Below are 17,176 nucleotides of genomic sequence, written 5' to 3'. Positions count from 1 at the left end.
AGAAATATAAATAACTTTTAAAATGTTCTGTTTTAAAACCTCCAATAATTTTAAAGAAGAGAACGATTATTTTTATTTCTATTGTAAATTTAATGACAAATATCATATATTAAAAATATTTATACATAAAATATCATAATTTAACACATCAATATAGAATTTCAGTAATAAAAAATCCTGCTTAATAATAAGCAGGATTATAGTAATTATCTGGTTTTAAACCTTATTTAATTTTATTGAAACTTTGATTGATAAAATTTGTTAATTCTTTACCTTTTAACAATCCTTGAGATAATTTTGCCAGATCTAATGCATGTGAGATTATTTCCTTGCGTTCATCATCATTTTCTTTGCTTAGAATTTGTGAAGCTAAATCTGAATTTGCATTCACTACAACATTATACATTTCAGGAAAACTTCCCATACCAAACATATTTGCACCTCCAGTAGCTTGCATATCTTTCATACGACGCATAAATTCTGATTGTGTAATAATAAATGGAGCATCAGTTGCAGATAAATCTTCTAATTGTACTGTGTAAGATTTATTATCAATTCCTTCTGTAATTTGAGTTTTTAACTTCTCTTTATCTTCGTCAGATAATTTTGAAATCTTAACTTCATCTTTATCAATTAAGTTATTAATATGATCAGCATCTACACGAGCAAACGTTACATTTTCTTTTAATCCTTCTAATTTTTGGATTAGATGAGCCGAAATAGGAGAGTCTAAGAAAATAACTTCATAACCTTTTTCATTAGCAATTTGGATATATTGATCTTGTGCATCTTTATCCGTTGAATAAAGGACTACAGTTTTACCATTTTTATCTGTTTGATTTACTTTGATTCTATCTTCTAATTCAGACCAAGTATAGTATTTACCGTCTGTTGTAGGGTATAAGGCAAACTTGTCAGATTTTTCAAAAAATTTATCTTCTGTTACCATACCATATTCTATAACAACTTTAATGTCGTTCCATTTTTGCTCATAATCTTCACGATTTTGAGTAATTAGAGAACCCATTTTATCTGCTACTTTCTTGGTAATGTGAGCCGATATTTTTTTCACTGCTCCGTCAGCTTGTAAGTATGAACGAGAAACATTTAACGGAATATCTGGTGAATCAATTACACCACGTAATAACATTAAGAAGTCAGGTACAATTCCTTTTACTTCATCTGTTACAAACACTTGGTTTTGATATAATTGAATTTTATCTTTATCAATATTAATGTTGTTACCTAATTTAGGAAAGAATAATATTCCAGTTAAATTAAACGGATAATCTACATTTAAATGAATATGGAATAATGGATCCTCAAATTGCATTGGATACAATTCACGGTAGAATTTTGAATAATCTTCTTCTGTTAAATCAGAGGGGGCTTTCGTCCAAGCTGGAGTAGGGTTATTAATGATATCATCAACTTCTATTTCTTCTGCTTTTGCATCTTCAGCTGCTCCTTCTGGTAATGGTAATGTTTCTTTACGTGTTCCAAATTTAATTGGAACAGGCATAAATTTATTATACTTTGTTAAAAGTTCACGGATTTTCCACTCATCCAAGAATTCTTTAGAATCTTCAGCGATATGTAAGATAATTTCAGTACCACGATCTGTTTTATCAGCTACATCTAATGTAAATTCTGGAGAACCATCACACGTCCAATGTGCTGCAGGTTCATCTTTGAAAGATTTAGTGATAATTTCTACTTTGTCCGCTACCATAAAAGCAGAATAAAAACCTAACCCAAAATGACCTATAATTCCATCAGCATCTTTATGCTTATTAATAAATTCTTCTGCACCAGAAAAAGCAACTTGGTTGATATATTTTTCCACCTCTTCAGCTGTCATACCAAGTCCTTGGTCAATAATATGTAAAGTTGAATTTTCTTTATTGATTTTTACCTCAATTTTTGGCTCTCCATATTCAACTTTTGCTTCTCCGATATTTGTTAAATGCTTTAATTTTAACGTAGCATCTGTTGCATTTGAAACTAATTCGCGTAAAAAGATCTCGTGATCAGAGTATAAGAATTTTTTAATTAACGGAAAGATATTTTCCACCGATACATTAATACTTCCTTTGTTCATTATATTAAGTTTTTTTATAAATAATTGATATTAATTAATACTCAAATCCGATACCATTCGGATTTATATGACATTTTGTCCCAAATCAATCGTTAAAAACTGTATTTTTATCAAAATTTAGTCAGAATGAAGTTTGGAAAAGTAGAAAGTATAAACGGAATTGATTTTAAATTGCCACCAATACCGCTAGATACATTTAAGATTTTAGAGAAATTTAAACAAAAGGATACAACTTTTGAAGTGTATGTAGGTGCAGCTCGTTGGTCAAAACAAGATTTAAAAGGATTTTTTCCTCCGAAAACAAAAGATGAATTAACCTATTATTCTACTCAATTTAATGCGATAGAAATGAATGGTACTTTTTATAGTTCTCCAAAAAAAGAACAAATTGTAACATGGAAAAATAAAACACCGGTTGACTTCAAATTTTTTCCAAAAGTACCGCAAACTATTAGCCATTACAATAGGTTACTAAATGTTAAAGAAAAATTGTGGACTTTTTTAGATGCAATAACTTTGTTCGAAGAAAAATTAGGAATAGCTTTTCTACAAATGCATGATAATTATAAGCCTAAAGATTTAGATCGATTAATCGATTTCGTAGAAAATTTTCCAAAAGGTTACCCATTTGCTATTGAAGTCAGAAATGAGGAATGGTTTCAGAATCAAAATATTTTTGATCAATATGCTCTTTTATTGGAAAATAATTTAATAACTAATGTTATCGTAGACACTCCAGGTCGTAGAGATATCTTACATATGAGATTAACCTCGCCACATCTTTTTGTACGATTCGTAAGTGCATACGATCCTATTGATTATAAGCGTTTAGATAATTGGATTGAAGTAATAAAGCAACTTAAAGAGAAAGGTTTACAATCAGTTAATTTCTTTATTCATCAAGGTCTTCAAGGAAAAGAAGAATTATATGCTACGTATTTTATAGAAAAATTAAATGATCAACTTGGTATAAATATTCGTATACCGAGTGTATATCATGAATAATTATAAAATATTTTTAAGTATAGAAGGAGAATACATCAATTGTTTAAAGTAAATTTGCTTAACGAATAATACATAACGCATATTTATATGAAACAGTTTACCTCGGTTAACGATGTGGAGAACATTGACGAATTACTGAATTCAGCTTTAAAAATTAAAGCAAATCCATTCGACCAACAAGAAATTGGAAAAAATAAAACAATAGGTTTAATTTTCTTTAATCCTAGTTTACGTACACGTTTAAGTTCTATAAAAGCAGCTTATAATCTAGGCGCTAATGTTTGGGTACTAAATGCAGGTGCAGATTCTTGGACATTAGAAATGGCAGACGGAACAGTGATGGATGGAGATTCTCAGGAACATATTACAGAGGCTATTCAAGTAATGAGTGCTTATTGTGATGTTTTAGGTGTTAGAACTTTTCCTAAGCTAGTTGATCGTGATGAAGACTATAATGAAATTATGTTTAATAAAGTGAAATCATTATCTTCAGTTCCAGTTGTTTCATTAGAAAGTGCAACTTTACATCCTTTACAATCTTTTGCTGATTTAATTACAATAGCTGAGAAAATAGGATATGATGCAATTGCTAAACCTAAGAAGAAAGTAAAAGTTGTGATGACTTGGGCTCCTCATCCACGTCGTCTACCACAAGCTGTACCCAATTCTTTCGCTGAATGGTTTTCTAAAGTAGACTGGGTAGACTTTACTATAGTGCAACCGAAAGGGATGGAACTTGATCCTAAATTTACTGAAGGTGCAACGATTATGTATGATCAAGATGAAGCTTTAAAAGATGCTGACTTTGTATACGCTAAAAACTGGTCTTCTTATGAAAATTATGGGCAAGCGAATGAAGGAGACAAAGACTGGCAAGTAACAATGGATAAAATGAATTTAACGAATAATGGAAAATTCATGCACTGTTTACCGGTACGTCGTAATGTAGTTGTTTCTGATGAAGTGCTCGATTCTGATGTTTCGATTGTAATTGACGAAGCAACGAACAGAATTTTTTCTGCTCAGACAGTATTTCATGAAATTTTAAAGAATAAGTAAAAATTTTATATAAAAATTACAAGCTGGTAGAAATACCAGCTTTTTTTTATAAACTAATTTTGATTCTGTACGCGTAACTAGAAAAAGAATGATTTATGGATTATGCATATCATTTCCAAATTATATCCTCTTATCAATATTTTTTCTAGAATGTTTAATATTAAATTTTTTATAAAAACTGTTTATTTAACGTTAAAATCAGATGTGTAATTAGCAAGTTTTATAAATTAATCCTATATTTGAGATAGAAAGTACAGAAAAAGTGAAATTTAATTCGTTATATATGTCAATTTGTAAACAGGTGTGGATGTTAAATTCAGGCGTGGAAGAGTCGTATATATTATAATAAAATTCATTTTTTATGATACTTTGGTCTCCCCGTCGAATTAAAAATCGTCGGGGATTTTTATTTAAATAAAATATAAATTATCAAAAACAATCCTAAAATTTATAACAATGCAAACTTTACAACAAATCTCAATACCTGTTTGGCCTCTCGAAGATAACTCTATAATTAATAACGTTTCGGTTACTTATCGTCATTATGGATTACCAATTGGAACGGCACCAGTTATTTTAATTAATCACTCGCTAAATAGTGATTCGGATTGTATGTTTCATTGGGATGGAGTAATAGGGAAAAATAAAGCTATTGATTTAACCGAATATACAGTTATATGTATTGATATCCCAGGAAATGAAGTAGTCAAAGAAATTAATTATAAACATTTACCGTTTGAAAAAATAACATCTAGAGATGTTGCAGTATTGTTTTGGTTGACATTATTTGAATTGGAGATAAATGAGCTGTTTGCTGTAATTGGTGCAGATTTAGGCGGAGGTATTGCATGGGAAATGGCATGTTTATTTCCAAAAAGAATTTTAAACTTGATACCAATAGCCTCTTCTCCAATTACAGAAAATTGGTTAGTAGAAGAACCAATAGGTAAAAATGAGTTTATAAAATCTTTGTTTTATAGTATTGATATTAGTAGAAATAGACAACCTATTCTAGAAATTGCTCAATTAATTAAATCGAATATTCACATTATCTATGTTAAAAATGATTCGACTTATAATAAAAGAGAATTAAGAAGATTTTACACGAAGTTAAATGAAATAAAAAGTAATGTAAAATTTTATGAACTGGATGAAATTGAAGATACGATATATCTAAAAGAAAACATAGAACAAGTAGATAGAGTAGTAGATGGAATTTTAGAAAAAGAATATATAAATAATGTAGCATAAAAAAAGCCGACTAATAGTCGGCTTTTTTATTTTAAATTTTATTCTTTTTAGGAAAAACTTGACTGTAATTCATAAATACAATAGCGAAAAGAATTATAATAATTCCTAACCATTGTACTAGTAATACTTTTTCTTGTAATAATACAAATGCCATAGTAACAGATACAGGTAACTCCACTGAAGCCACTATACTTCCTAGTCCTAATCCTGTCATAGGAAAACCTTTATTCATTAATATAGGAGGTAAAACTGTACCGAATAATGACAAAGCAATTCCCCATTTAAAAAATATTGAAATATTAAAAGGTCTATTGGCAATCATCTCATCACTTAAAAAAGAGTTAAAATTGACGTAATCTGAAAAGTAATATGGTCCAATTTGTGAAATTAAGACAAACATCAATACCATAAATCCACCACCTAAAATCATGTATAAAGATTTTTTATAAGTAGGTAAATAATTAGCTAATCTATTAGCTGTGAACATAGTTGTCGTGAATGAACAAGCAGCAATTAATCCCCAAAAAATCCCTCTCCAATCTAAATCTATCTTTTGGCCAATTAAATTGGTAGCCATTAATGTTCCTACTAACACGATAATAACAGCTAGAATCTTTTTTAAAGATGGAAAACTTTTTTGTAAAATAGATTCCACTAAGATACTAATCCAAACTGTTTGCATCAGTAAAACAATAGCAATAGAAACATTTATATATTGTACAGCGATGTAATAAAATAAACTAGTTAATCCAATTGAGCTACCCGCAACAAGTAATTTTATTCTATCATTTCCTTGAAATTTAACTTGATCTTTACCTTTAAAGAATAAATAAGCGTTGATTGTTATTAGTATTAAAATTCCTAGTACAAATTGTGATGCCGTTACTTCTGCAGTAGAATAGCCCTCATCGTAGGCTAGTTTAACAAATGTAGCAAGCATACCATAAAAACTAGATCCTAGTCCTACGAATAATACGCCTTTTAATAGTTGGTTATTTTGCATATAAAAAATTGATTTGCTTAAAAATGGCTTGTTTCTTCCGAAACAAGCCATATAAATATTTTATGTAATAAGGTATTAGAATAAACCGTTGATTTCAGCTTCTACGCTGTTAAAAATTTCTCCTAAATCTTCTTGATTCTCAACAAAATCTAAATTATCAACATCAATAATTAAAATTTTACCTTCCTTATAATTAGATGTCCATGTATTGTATTTCTCGTTTAATCTGCTTAAATAGTCAATACTAATCGAGTTTTCATAGTCTCTTCCACGTTTTTGTATTTGTTTTACTAAAGTAGGAATAGAAGCTTTTAAATAAATTAACAAATCTGGAGCTTCCACAAATGAAGTCATTAGATCGAAAACACGTAAATAATTATTATAATCTCGTGTAGACAATAAACCCATGTCGTTTAGATTACTCGCAAATATATGGGCATCTTCATAGATTGTTCGGTCTTGAATTATGTTTTGACCACTCTCTCTAATCTCTTTTACTTGATTGAAACGGCTACCTAAGAAGTATATCTGTAAGTTAAAAGCCCATTTTTCCATATCATTATAAAAATCATCTAGATAAGGATTGTGTTCTACATCCTCAAACTGTGGTGTCCAGTTATATTGCTTAGCTAAAAGTTTTGTAAGAGTAGTTTTACCTGCTCCAATATTTCCGGCGATGGCGATGTGCATTTTTCTTAATTCTTTATTCGGGTGTAAATATACATCACCTTATCCTTTATCACAAAAAGTTGATCTTCGTCCATAATAAAATCTTTTACATTAAAAAAATTATCAGTACTCGAAATAGAACTGTTTAAAAGATTAATACTTTTAATGTTTTTCTCTGTAAGTAAGTGAAGATTCTCCTTGGAAAAGTAATAATTAGTATGTTCTCCTAAATTAAATTGTGATTTTATGTTTCCAAAATAATCGAACTCATAAATCCAGTTTTTCCCTTTTAAGAAAATTCTATTTTTTACAATATGAATTTTTTCTATAACTGTGTCATCATCTTTAAAGTGAAGTATATTGGATTTGTTGATTATTGATTTTAATTGATAATTCCATTGATATAAGCGTTGTTCTATAGGATCAAAATACCATAAAAATTGACTATCTGTCACAGTAATAGCAGAAGGATAAATATTATATTGGTTGAGATTGATATGGTCTTGTATAGGGTTTAATTTATCATCTAAAATTTCCAGTTCTTGGTAGTTGTATACTATACTAGTACGTAGACTTAAGTTTGTATCAAGATGAGAAACTATTTTTTTTAACGGTTTATTAATTATTTTATGATCTTCATTAATTGTTATAAGTGTATTATTATTTGCGATGAATACGACTTCATTATTCCCATTTTTCTGTAAGTGACTTATACTTGAAAAGGGTAGAAGAATCGAATCTTTTAGTTCAAACTGAGCGTTTGCCCATTGAAATAATAAAAACAGTAAAATAGAACAATACTTATGATATAAAGACCTCATATCCAAATCTACAAATTGAAAGCAAAATAACAAACATAAAAATATATCGAATAAATTTATTTCCTTTAGCAATTGCTAATTTTGCGCCAACTAATCCTCCAATACCGTTACAAATTGCCATAGGTATAGCTATTGCCCAGATAATTTTACCACTGATAAGAAATAAGCATATGGATCCAAAATTAGTAGCAAGATTCACTAGTTTTGCTGTTCCAGAAGCTTCTAAAAAATCCATTTTTAGGAGGCTAACAAAAGCAACAATAAAGAAGGTACCTGTTGCTGGACCTATAAATCCATCATACATTCCAATCACAAAAGCACTGAGAATACCATATATTACACTTTTCTTTAAAGTAATTTTTTTAGCTTTTGCTTGTCCAAAATCTTTCTTTAGAACAGTATATATAAATAATAAGATTAAGATAATGAATAAGAGTGGCTTCATAAAGTCATTATCAATCATCGTCAATAGTTTAGAACCTACGTATGCCGATATAAATGCAACGATGGCCATTATTAAAAATAATTTCCATTTTACTTTTACTTTTTTTAAATATTGGGTTGTAGCTAATGCTGTACCAGAAAATGCAGGAACTTTTAAGGTTCCTATCACAGTTGCAACTGGTAGTTGAGGTAATAACGCTAGGGATAAGGGAGTTTGGATTAATCCTCCTCCACCAACAATAGAATCTATGAATCCTGCACTAAATGCAATCATGCAAAGATAAATGAGTAGTTCAGTTTCCAAAATTGTATAAAATTTTGGCAAAGGTAAAAATAGAAAAGGACAAAGTGTAGACTTTGTCCTTTAAAAATAAATATTTAGAGTAATTATTTAATTACAAATTTAATAGTACTATTTGATTCGTCAACATATGCTACACGTGCAAAGTATACCCCTGATTTTAATTGAGATACATTAACAAATTTAGTAGTCGAGCTTGCTAAAGTTTTAGCAGACATATCTCCCACTAAGATATCTTTAACATCTTTATTAGTAACGATATTAAGTATTCCATTATTAACAACAGCTTTTAATTCAACTTTAGTCAAGGTTTGATCATTAACAGCTAATGTACATCCAGGTATTGTACCATTTAATTTTAATATTCCTCCTTGACCTGTGGAAGTTGCGAAGTTACTTGTATATATGGTGTTACAATCTAGCGCAGATGTGTTAATACGTGCGTCAGCAAGTGTTACACCAAAATCTATATTAACCCATGTTTTACCACCATCATTTGAATAAGCTGACCCATATTCGCTCTCATAAACATTTAATCCAGTAGACACGAATGTATTTGCAGAACCTGGTATATATTTAATATCCGCAGTATAATATCCTTGTGCATCTTTTAACTCCCAGTTAGATCCACCATCCTCAGTAACCCATAACCATCCTGTATTATCTACAATCAATCCATAATTTTCACTAGAGAAACTCATTGCACCAGACGAATTTTCCCCAGCAAAATCATCGATAGGAGCAATATAACTATTCCATGTTAATCCTTTATCTGCTGTATGTAAAATACGACCTGTATTAGATGTTAACCATAAGTGATCCCCATAAGATACTTTTCCTCCTACATATCCATATTCATCACCATTTACCGGAGATGGTGCTGTAGATAAAGTATTCCATGTCGTTCCACCATCTGTGGTTTTGTACATTTCATATTTAGATCCAACCGGATCTCCAATCACTATACCTTCACTGTTGTTCCAAAAATAGATAATGTTTCCAAAAGAAGAATTGTTAAAAATTCCTGAAACTTTAGTCCAAGAAGAACCAGCATCTGATGTTTTCCATAATCCATTAGCTGTAGTACCAGAAGCTGGTGCAGAAACAATATATGCATTATTATTATCGAATGCATGAATATCAGAAATTAAAGCTGAAGATGGAAGGGAAGATACTAATTTCGCTGTCCAAGTTGTTCCTCCATTTATTGTATTGGCTACATATTAAGGGTAAGTTTGATTACCAGAACCATCATAAAATGTAATCCATGCTGTATTTGCATCTACGATAGAGAAGTCTCTTACTCCACCATCTGCTAATGGAATTCCGCTATTTTGTTGTGTCCAAGATTGTCCAAATGACAATGTCATTGCTACTAAAGCAACTAGAGATAGTATTTTTTTCTTCATAATATGTGTTAATTATTTAAAAGTACTAAAAAAAATAAATAACAATATAATATATAAAGAAAATAACAACGGAGAGAATCGAACTCTCACTTTCAGAATCGGAATCTGATATTCTATCCATTAAATTACGTTGTCTTTTAAATGTAATTAGTACAATTTTTTTAACGTATACTAATTGAACTATTTAAATATGTTTTTTTATTTAAATAAATTGTAGTGTATCCTAATCCCAAGAAAATGGTTTATTCAAACCACTTTTCATTAGACAAAATTAAGAATTATGTAATAAAACTTTAGTTTAAACGATTAAAAATATTTCGTTGTTAAAATTATGCAATTATCATTAATTTAGTATTGTGTTTTTTCATTAAATTAGTTTAACTAACTAACAAATAAACTAATATGTCTCATTCTAAATTAAGAAGTGATAAAACATGTCTTAATTGTAATGATGAGGTGACAAAAAGGTATTGCCCGAATTGTGGGCAAGAAAATACTGAACCAAAAGCACCTTATCACTATTTATTTACACATTTTATTGAGGATTTTACCCATTATGATGGGCAATTTTGGTATACATTCAAAAATCTTTTTTTAAAACCTGGTTACCTTACTAATATTTATCTCATTGGTAAAAGACAAAAATATGTATCCCCTGTTAAACTTTACATTTTTATTAGTTTTCTAACTTTTTTTATTCCTCCCTTAGTTGGCTCGTTGATAGAACATCGAGAAACATTGAGTATAAATTTTGAAAATCGACAAGGTGAGAATGAAGATTTTTCAGATTTTTTAAATAATGAGTTGTATAATTTCGAGTTAAAGAAGAACGACATGAACTTTTTAGATTTAATTATTTTTAAACCTTTAACTGAAAAATACATAGAATTATCTAATAAAGGTCTAAATAAAGATGAAATTGCAGATCGAATAATAGATTCTTTTATTCATAATCTACCACGTTCATTATTTATATTTTTGCCCATTTTTGCCTTTATAATGTGGATATTTCATAATAAAGAAAAATGGTATTATTCTGAACATGGAATTTTTACACTTCATTTTTTTTCCATGATTTTAATTATTAGTATGTTCTCTATCTTAGAAGGATATTTCAACGATTCTATTATGAAAACGGCGATAGGTGATGTATGGATGTTTGTTTTTGATATTTTTGATTATTTCGCAATTGCTTATATCATTATTTATTTTTTGATAGCTTTAAAAAGAGTATATCATGAGAAAGTCTATTTAGTTTTATTTAAAGGTTTATTAATCTTGCTAATATCATCAGCAAGTTTTTTAATATTATTATTAGCAATGACAGTATATTCCATTAAGATGGTCCATTAAAAAAAACCGAAAGGATATCCTTTCGGTTTTTTATATTAAATTAAATTGAGTAAAATGATGTTTAAAGTGTTTGTTATGAAAAATTATCCAATCTTCATATCCAATTTCATCTACAACAGGATTAATAATTAAAGCTCCCGGATTAGTTTTAAAATATTCATGAAATTTAATTAACTCAGATTCTAATTTCTCAATAGCCAGATGCATGGATTCAAATCTTAAGTCTAATAATCCATCCATTCCGCCAGCTTTTATACCTTTTTCCATGTCAATTTCAGGATTCAAAACAATTTCCTTGTATTTAGGAATCAGTTCTTTAGGAGTTCTGCAAGGAATGATAAATCCACCGTTAGACATTTTTACAGAAACGATTAAATGTTCTACCATATGCTGAGGAGTCATGATTCCCCAATTTGCTAACCTATCAGTCGGGAGATTTTTTAATTTATTTATAATATCATCTGTCTTGATAATTGAAATGCTCATTAATGTAGTTTTATAATTGAATATAAATATATACGTAAAGCATCAATATTTAATAAAAAATATTAATCCATTTTAAATTCATACACTAATCTTATTTATAATTAAGGAATTACACAAGTAAAGATATACTTATCCAATTTTAGTATTTCCTAATATGAGCTTTGTACTTTTTGGTAATTAATAATTCGTGAGAAGAACTTAAAAAACTAAAATATAAATTAAATTATTAATAATTGATTAAATTGATAATATTTTTAATGATAATTTAATTTTATAACAATAAAAAAGAGTTTTGGTTGATGGTAAAATAATTTTTTATTTAATTATATGTAAAAAATCAAATGTTATTTTAAAGATTTCATAAGTGTTTAATAATGTTGTTAACATCATTTCAATAAATAAGAAGATTTATAAATATTAGAACGATATATGTAATTTTATAATTTCATTTTTCTTAATAAAACATACATTTACTGAAGTTTTCATATTATTTAATGATAGATATTAACATTAACCCAATATATGAGAAGATTATTGATGAATTAGGCAATAATAAATTCTCTATATCCAATCACTTCTTCACATCAGAAGAAACTGCAGCTTTTAAAACTCATGTCATAAATCAAGATACTAGTCAAGATTTCCATGCAGCAGCAATTGGAAATGCCCACAATGAAAAGATTATACAATCAATTCGCGGAGATAAAATTCGCTGGATTGATGAAAATAATAAATATGAAGTTGAAGAAATATTTTTTCAGAAAGTAAACGATTTTATTCAATATCTAAACAGAACCTGTTATATGGGAATTGAGGAAAGTGAGTTTCATTATGCACTTTATCCCGAAGGAACTTTTTATCAGCGACATATTGATGCTTTTAAAAATGATGACCGACGCACATTATCTATGGTTTTCTATTTGAACGATGAAGATTGGAAAGAAGAGTATGGAGGTCAATTATCCTTATATCTACCACAAGCAAATGGTACAGAAAAAGAAATAAATATATTACCAGTTGCAGGGCGATTAGCTATTTTTGATAGTAAAACAATTCCTCATGAGGTTAAACCAGTACAAAAACCACGTTATAGTATCACAGGTTGGCTAAAAACTAGATCTATTTCTGGTTTCTAAATACAAAAAAAGGGTGTAGAACTTCTTCATCCTTTTCTATATCTTCATCCTATGTATATGATTTTTTCTTCAAAGGATTTTCATATTTAATAACTCCTCGTAAGAAAGATCAGGATTAATCCTCATTTAATATTTTAATACGATGAGTTTGTCCCCATTGCACTAATATATCAATAATTTCTTTAGTTGATTTGCCATATTCCGTAATAGAATAAGCTACAGTAATAGGTTTAGTTTTTTGTTCTTCTCGCTTAATTAATTGATTGAATTCTAATTCTTTTAATTCTTTAGATAATACTTTCGCAGATATTCCTACAATATCCCGTTCAATTTTCTTAAAAGTGTTGTTAATATCTTCACGAAGTATTAAATAGTGTAATATTAATAATTTCCATTTTCCACCTAAAATATCAAATGTATCTGTCATGGCTAATAAATTTCCTGTGCACGGAGCAGGATCTGTAAGAGGTTTTTTTATCATGGTGCTTACTTTTTGGTTACTAGTTACCTTGAGGTAATACATAGGGGATATAGCAAAATTTGAACCTAAATTTATTACAAAATAAAAAATCAACCCAATGAAAAAGAATGTCTTAATAACAGGTGCAAATAGTTTTATAGCGAAATACATCATTTCATTAATTTCTAATAAGTATACAATTAAGTTATTAACGAGAAACCCTTCTACCGAAAATGAATATAAATGGGATATTTCTAATCAATATATTGATGAAAAAGCGTTGGAGAATGTTGACTACATTATTCATTTAGCTGGTTCAAAACTAAACGATGGAACTCCATTAACTGAGGAAAGAAAAAAACTCGTATATGAAAGTAGGATAGGAGCAGCAAATTTAATTTTAGAAAAATTAAAAGAGAATAATCAAAAAATAAAAGGCTTTATTTCAGCTTCAGCAATTGGTTATTATGGATTTCAAGATAATACGTTAGAGATTGATGAGACTGGAAAAAAAGGAATCGGTTTTGCGGCAGAATTGAGTGATGATTGGGAAAAAGCTGCTGATCTCTTCAAAGAGGAAGGCATTGCGGAGCATGTTTCTAAAATAAGAGTTTCTCTAGTACTAGGGAAAGAGGCTGGAATATTTCCAATTTACAAATCTCTTGTTCAAAGAAATCCCGAAGTTGTTAATCAAAATAATTTAAGTTCTGTACCATGGAATCATGTAGAAGATATGGCAGGTATTTTTGTACATGCGATGGAAAATCATTTGGATGGTATATATAATTCTGTGGCCCCATATCCAGCGTCACAACAAGATATTTATAAAGCTATTTCTAATGAAATGGGTCTACATAAATATCAATTAATTGAACCATATAAAGGGCAACATTTAGTTGCTAAAAAAATACAAGAGAAAGGTTTCCAATTCAAATATCCAACAATAGAAGAAGCAGTAAAAGCAATTTTTTCCTAAGCAAAGGTTACTTGTAAGTAACTAGTGACTAAAAGGTAACACGGTTGATTAAGGATTATTTATGCGGTAATTTTGTATAACAATTTAAAATTATAATCAAATGAAAACAAGAAATATAGAAAAAATATTACATCCAGGATCATTTAATTGGGTTGGAGATGCATTTTATACAACATCATTTATTGGTGGTACTATATCAAGACGACGTATGGATCCATTCTTTGCATTAGGATATAATGCAGATATTGAATTTGAAGCTAAAGATATACCAAGAGGAGTTGGCGCACATCCACATAAAGGTTTTGAGACTGTTACTTTAGCATATAAAGGTAAAATAGCGCATAAAGACAGTAGAGGAAATCATGGTGTAATCGGTGAAGGTGATGTACAATGGATGACTGCTGGTGCTGGAATTTTGCATCAAGAATATCATGAAGAAGAATGGTCTAAACATGGTGGACTATTTCAGATGGTTCAGATTTGGATGAATTTGCCTGCAAAAGATCGTGAAACAACTCCACATTATCAAGATTTATTATCAAAAGAAATGGCTAATGTTGAATTAGCAGATAATAAAAGTTATATATATATTATCGCTGGAGAGTATAATGGTGTAAAAGGGAATGCAACGACTTATTCTCCTATACATATGTATAATGCATATTTACAAAAAAATGGCAAAGCCGATTTTCATTTTCCTAACGATTATAATACTGCAATATTGGTTATAGAAGGTAATGTTAAAGTTAATGGAAATGATATTTTAGAAAAAGATTCTTTCGCAATGTTCGAAAATGATAAAGGCGATACTTTTACATTAGAATCTTTAAGTGATGATACTATCATTTTAATTTTAAGCGGAGAACCATTACGAGAACCAATTGCTCATTACGGACCATTTGTAATGAATACACAAGAACAATTAGTAAAGGCTTTTGAAGAGTTTAAAGCGGGTAAATTTGGTGTATTATAAATACAATTTAATGTATTCATAAAGCAGTGTTGTAATACACTGCTTTTTAATTTTAAGTAATTTAGTTAAAAATTATATATAATGGACTTCAAATTTAGAAATGCGACTATAAATGATATAGATATTATCTGGAAACTACTTGAACAAGGAATTCAAAAGAGGAAGAAGGAAGGGAGTAATCAATGGCAAGATGGCTATCCTAATAAAGATGTGGTTAGAAATGATATAGAGAATAATTATGGATTTATAATTGAAAATGATAAAAACACTATCATAGGTTATATCGCGGCTATGGAGGAGATAGAACCTGCCTATGAAATTATAGAAGGAAATTGGCTTACAAATGATAAGTATATTGTTTTACATCGATTAGTAGTTGATACAATAAACCCAATTAAAGGATTAGCTACTTGGATTATGCATAATATAGAACAGCTTATTTTGGATAGAGAAATTTATTCAATAAAAGTAGATACCAATTTTGATAACATAGGCATGCTCCGCATTTTTGATAAGTTAAACTATCATTACTGTGGAAAGGTATTTTTTAGAGGTTCTCCAAGACTAGCTTTTCAAAAAATTTTATCAAAAAAAAATGAGCATTAAGCTCATTTTTTTATCTAATAAAATATGGGTTAATAAATATATCTTTTATCACCTTTCCGTCTGAATTTTCTAACGGGAAATTTAATAATATACCTATAGTTTTAGCAATATCTTTTTGTTCATAATTACCTAAATTAATAATAGTATTCTTTTTAAAATCAGGTCCAATAGCAAAAAATTCAATGTGTTGACATCCTTTACATTTATCTCCATGACTTTGAAATCCACCATTATCATCATCATGCCTACCATGATCATTTGTTACAATTAGTGTAGTTTTATCTTTATAGTTAGCGTCAGATTGTATAAAATCCCAAACTTCTTTTATTTGTCGATCTGTATTTTTAATTGCTTCTATATATCCATCCCAATTGTTTTCATGGCCCGCTATATCAACATCTTTTAGGTTTATCATAACTAAGTTTGGTGAACTTTTAGTTAACGTATTTTTAAAACTTTCAATCGTTAATACATCAGTTCTATTCGTATTATTAGCATTACCGGTATCTATTTTTGGAAGATATTGATCTTTCCATTTAGGGTCTGTGCAATTTGCTAATACCTTTAATTTGCTTTTAGAAGCAATTATCCAAGCTTTATCGTTGGGTAACTTCTTATCTTTTAAAAAGTATTGGAATAAGGAAGGATTTATTGGAGTTTCAGTTCCATTATTATCTAAATTTTCATAAGTACCATTCAAAATAGAACTATGACCAGATACAGTCAATGTAGTTCCTTTATTCATAAAATTACTGATAAGAACTCCTTCTTGCATTAATTTTATGCGGTCAGGAATATATTGTTTATTAGGTTCATTCCAGGTTTCAGACATTCTCGGACCGTCAATTACTAAAATAATTACATTTTCAGTTTTTAAACTAGTAGGGACATAATCATCAAAATTTTCAGTAAAATCTTCATAATCATTTGTGCAAGAAATAAGCATAAAGCTAATTAATACGAAGAATAATCTCATAGCATTTTAAGTTAGATTTTATAATTTTTTTCAAAGGTTAAATTACGACAAGATATAATTAAATATTTATATCATTTGTTAATTAAGTACTTAAGTAAAAATATTGGATAACCTATTAAAATTCAATTATAGAGATTTTGGAAAATT

At 28.8% G+C, this 17,176-nt stretch carries 19 protein-coding genes and 1 tRNA gene; 9 read left to right on the top strand and 11 right to left on the bottom strand.

The genetic code is table 11. The features are described from left to right. Positions 1 to 223 precede the first annotated feature (223 nt). Positions 224 to 2,101, bottom strand: a complete 1,878-nt coding sequence (htpG, locus tag IM532_RS01560; protein ID WP_194181686.1) for a molecular chaperone HtpG — start codon at positions 2,099 to 2,101, stop codon at positions 224 to 226. A gap of 126 nt (positions 2,102 to 2,227) precedes the next feature. Here htpG and IM532_RS01555 point away from each other — a divergent pair, with 126 nt between their 5' ends. The 3 genes from IM532_RS01555 (at position 2,228) to IM532_RS01545 (ending at position 5,416) form a co-directional block, all read left to right on the top strand. Continuing rightward, positions 2,228 to 3,106, top strand: coding sequence for a DUF72 domain-containing protein (locus IM532_RS01555; RefSeq protein ID WP_194181685.1), 879 nt, complete (start codon positions 2,228 to 2,230; stop codon positions 3,104 to 3,106). 87 nt (positions 3,107 to 3,193) lie between these two features. Beyond that, the gene (locus tag IM532_RS01550; protein ID WP_194181684.1) at positions 3,194 to 4,165 is read left to right on the top strand and encodes an N-acetylornithine carbamoyltransferase; all 972 of its coding nucleotides are present in this window, start codon (positions 3,194 to 3,196) and stop codon (positions 4,163 to 4,165) included. Between the two features lie 456 nt (positions 4,166 to 4,621). After that, positions 4,622 to 5,416 (top strand): alpha/beta fold hydrolase, encoded by a 795-nt coding sequence (locus tag IM532_RS01545; RefSeq protein WP_194181683.1) that lies wholly within the window; start codon positions 4,622 to 4,624, stop codon positions 5,414 to 5,416. A gap of 31 nt (positions 5,417 to 5,447) precedes the next feature. On the opposite strand, the gene IM532_RS01540 is transcribed toward IM532_RS01545, so the two are convergent. The 5 genes from IM532_RS01540 to IM532_RS01520 form a co-directional block, all read right to left on the bottom strand. Then, positions 5,448 to 6,419 (bottom strand): EamA family transporter, encoded by a 972-nt coding sequence (locus IM532_RS01540; RefSeq protein WP_194181682.1) that lies wholly within the window; start codon positions 6,417 to 6,419, stop codon positions 5,448 to 5,450. Positions 6,420 to 6,494: 75 nt separating this feature from the next. Next, positions 6,495 to 7,109, bottom strand: a complete 615-nt coding sequence (locus IM532_RS01535) for a deoxynucleoside kinase (RefSeq protein ID WP_194181681.1) — start codon at positions 7,107 to 7,109, stop codon at positions 6,495 to 6,497. Between the two features lie 5 nt (positions 7,110 to 7,114). Beyond that, positions 7,115 to 7,909 (bottom strand): hypothetical protein, encoded by a 795-nt coding sequence (locus IM532_RS01530; protein WP_194181680.1) that lies wholly within the window; start codon positions 7,907 to 7,909, stop codon positions 7,115 to 7,117. Next, complete coding sequence (locus IM532_RS01525; protein ID WP_194181679.1) at positions 7,890 to 8,657, bottom strand: sulfite exporter TauE/SafE family protein; 768 nt, start codon at positions 8,655 to 8,657, stop codon at positions 7,890 to 7,892. The genes IM532_RS01530 and IM532_RS01525 overlap by 20 nt, the downstream gene beginning before the upstream one ends. A gap of 83 nt (positions 8,658 to 8,740) precedes the next feature. Continuing rightward, a complete protein-coding gene (locus tag IM532_RS01520; RefSeq protein ID WP_194181678.1) occupies positions 8,741 to 9,616 on the bottom strand; it encodes a YCF48-related protein in 876 nt (291 codons plus the stop codon). 31 nt (positions 9,617 to 9,647) lie between these two features. Here IM532_RS01520 and IM532_RS01515 point away from each other — a divergent pair, with 31 nt between their 5' ends. Then, positions 9,648 to 9,791, top strand: coding sequence for a hypothetical protein (locus IM532_RS01515; protein WP_194181677.1), 144 nt, complete (start codon positions 9,648 to 9,650; stop codon positions 9,789 to 9,791). Positions 9,792 to 9,877: 86 nt separating this feature from the next. Here IM532_RS01515 and IM532_RS01510 read toward each other — a convergent pair whose 3' ends face one another. Both IM532_RS01510 and IM532_RS01505 read right to left on the bottom strand, forming a co-directional pair. Then, positions 9,878 to 10,063: a hypothetical protein gene (locus IM532_RS01510; protein ID WP_194181676.1), complete on the bottom strand. Its 186-nt coding sequence runs from the start codon at positions 10,061 to 10,063 to the stop codon at positions 9,878 to 9,880. 63 nt (positions 10,064 to 10,126) lie between these two features. Continuing rightward, a tRNA-Arg gene (locus tag IM532_RS01505) sits at positions 10,127 to 10,198 on the bottom strand. A 267-nt stretch (positions 10,199 to 10,465) separates the two neighbouring features. Between IM532_RS01505 and IM532_RS01500 the strand changes: the two genes are divergently transcribed. Then, the gene (locus IM532_RS01500) at positions 10,466 to 11,416 is read left to right on the top strand and encodes a DUF3667 domain-containing protein (protein ID WP_194181675.1); all 951 of its coding nucleotides are present in this window, start codon (positions 10,466 to 10,468) and stop codon (positions 11,414 to 11,416) included. 30 nt (positions 11,417 to 11,446) lie between these two features. Here IM532_RS01500 and IM532_RS01495 read toward each other — a convergent pair whose 3' ends face one another. Then, positions 11,447 to 11,902 carry a hypothetical protein gene (locus tag IM532_RS01495; RefSeq protein ID WP_194181674.1) on the bottom strand — a complete coding sequence of 152 codons (456 nt, stop codon included), beginning with the start codon at positions 11,900 to 11,902 and terminating at the stop codon, positions 11,447 to 11,449. A gap of 494 nt (positions 11,903 to 12,396) precedes the next feature. Between IM532_RS01495 and IM532_RS01490 the strand changes: the two genes are divergently transcribed. Beyond that, positions 12,397 to 13,038: a 2OG-Fe(II) oxygenase gene (locus IM532_RS01490; protein WP_194181673.1), complete on the top strand. Its 642-nt coding sequence runs from the start codon at positions 12,397 to 12,399 to the stop codon at positions 13,036 to 13,038. 115 nt (positions 13,039 to 13,153) lie between these two features. Here the strand turns inward: IM532_RS01490 and IM532_RS01485 are convergent, their stop codons facing one another. After that, the gene (locus IM532_RS01485) at positions 13,154 to 13,519 is read right to left on the bottom strand and encodes a winged helix-turn-helix transcriptional regulator (protein ID WP_194181672.1); all 366 of its coding nucleotides are present in this window, start codon (positions 13,517 to 13,519) and stop codon (positions 13,154 to 13,156) included. Positions 13,520 to 13,616: 97 nt separating this feature from the next. Between IM532_RS01485 and IM532_RS01480 the strand changes: the two genes are divergently transcribed. The 3 genes from IM532_RS01480 (at position 13,617) to IM532_RS01470 (ending at position 16,053) form a co-directional block, all read left to right on the top strand. Continuing rightward, on the top strand, positions 13,617 to 14,474 hold the full coding sequence (locus IM532_RS01480) for a DUF1731 domain-containing protein (protein ID WP_194181671.1): 858 nt from the start codon (positions 13,617 to 13,619) through the stop codon (positions 14,472 to 14,474). A 100-nt stretch (positions 14,475 to 14,574) separates the two neighbouring features. Then, entirely contained in the window at positions 14,575 to 15,447 is an 873-nt protein-coding gene (locus IM532_RS01475; protein WP_194181670.1) for a pirin family protein, read from the top strand. An 81-nt stretch (positions 15,448 to 15,528) separates the two neighbouring features. Continuing rightward, the gene (locus tag IM532_RS01470; protein WP_194181669.1) at positions 15,529 to 16,053 is read left to right on the top strand and encodes a GNAT family N-acetyltransferase; all 525 of its coding nucleotides are present in this window, start codon (positions 15,529 to 15,531) and stop codon (positions 16,051 to 16,053) included. A 10-nt stretch (positions 16,054 to 16,063) separates the two neighbouring features. Here the strand turns inward: IM532_RS01470 and IM532_RS01465 are convergent, their stop codons facing one another. Continuing rightward, positions 16,064 to 17,029, bottom strand: a complete 966-nt coding sequence (locus IM532_RS01465; RefSeq protein ID WP_194181668.1) for an alkaline phosphatase family protein — start codon at positions 17,027 to 17,029, stop codon at positions 16,064 to 16,066. Positions 17,030 to 17,176 lie beyond the last annotated feature (147 nt).

The sequence above is a fragment of the Faecalibacter rhinopitheci genome (genome assembly GCF_015234135.1).
In the GTDB taxonomy this organism is placed as follows: domain Bacteria; phylum Bacteroidota; class Bacteroidia; order Flavobacteriales; family Weeksellaceae; genus Empedobacter; species Empedobacter rhinopitheci.
This window is presented reverse-complemented; position numbering and strand designations above follow the sequence as displayed.

What these genes read in the sequence shown, in the direction of transcription:
- htpG (WP_194181686.1), bottom strand. Translation starts at nt 2,101, where the DNA reads ATGAACAAAGGAAGTATTAATGTATCGGTGGAAAATATCTTTCCGTTA.
- IM532_RS01555 (WP_194181685.1), top strand. Translation starts at nt 2,228, where the DNA reads ATGAAGTTTGGAAAAGTAGAAAGTATAAACGGAATTGATTTTAAATTG.
- IM532_RS01550 (WP_194181684.1), top strand. Translation starts at nt 3,194, where the DNA reads ATGAAACAGTTTACCTCGGTTAACGATGTGGAGAACATTGACGAATTA.
- IM532_RS01545 (WP_194181683.1), top strand. Translation starts at nt 4,622, where the DNA reads ATGCAAACTTTACAACAAATCTCAATACCTGTTTGGCCTCTCGAAGAT.
- IM532_RS01540 (WP_194181682.1), bottom strand. Translation starts at nt 6,419, where the DNA reads ATGCAAAATAACCAACTATTAAAAGGCGTATTATTCGTAGGACTAGGA.
- IM532_RS01535 (WP_194181681.1), bottom strand. Translation starts at nt 7,109, where the DNA reads ATGCACATCGCCATCGCCGGAAATATTGGAGCAGGTAAAACTACTCTT.
- IM532_RS01530 (WP_194181680.1), bottom strand. Translation starts at nt 7,909, where the DNA reads ATGAGGTCTTTATATCATAAGTATTGTTCTATTTTACTGTTTTTATTA.
- IM532_RS01515 (WP_194181677.1), top strand. Translation starts at nt 9,648, where the DNA reads ATGTTTCCAAAAGAAGAATTGTTAAAAATTCCTGAAACTTTAGTCCAA.
- IM532_RS01510 (WP_194181676.1), bottom strand. Translation starts at nt 10,063, where the DNA reads ATGAAGAAAAAAATACTATCTCTAGTTGCTTTAGTAGCAATGACATTG.
- IM532_RS01500 (WP_194181675.1), top strand. Translation starts at nt 10,466, where the DNA reads ATGTCTCATTCTAAATTAAGAAGTGATAAAACATGTCTTAATTGTAAT.
- IM532_RS01495 (WP_194181674.1), bottom strand. Translation starts at nt 11,902, where the DNA reads ATGAGCATTTCAATTATCAAGACAGATGATATTATAAATAAATTAAAA.
- IM532_RS01490 (WP_194181673.1), top strand. Translation starts at nt 12,397, where the DNA reads ATGATAGATATTAACATTAACCCAATATATGAGAAGATTATTGATGAA.
- IM532_RS01485 (WP_194181672.1), bottom strand. Translation starts at nt 13,519, where the DNA reads ATGATAAAAAAACCTCTTACAGATCCTGCTCCGTGCACAGGAAATTTA.
- IM532_RS01480 (WP_194181671.1), top strand. Translation starts at nt 13,617, where the DNA reads ATGAAAAAGAATGTCTTAATAACAGGTGCAAATAGTTTTATAGCGAAA.
- IM532_RS01475 (WP_194181670.1), top strand. Translation starts at nt 14,575, where the DNA reads ATGAAAACAAGAAATATAGAAAAAATATTACATCCAGGATCATTTAAT.
- IM532_RS01470 (WP_194181669.1), top strand. Translation starts at nt 15,529, where the DNA reads ATGGACTTCAAATTTAGAAATGCGACTATAAATGATATAGATATTATC.
- IM532_RS01465 (WP_194181668.1), bottom strand. Translation starts at nt 17,029, where the DNA reads ATGAGATTATTCTTCGTATTAATTAGCTTTATGCTTATTTCTTGCACA.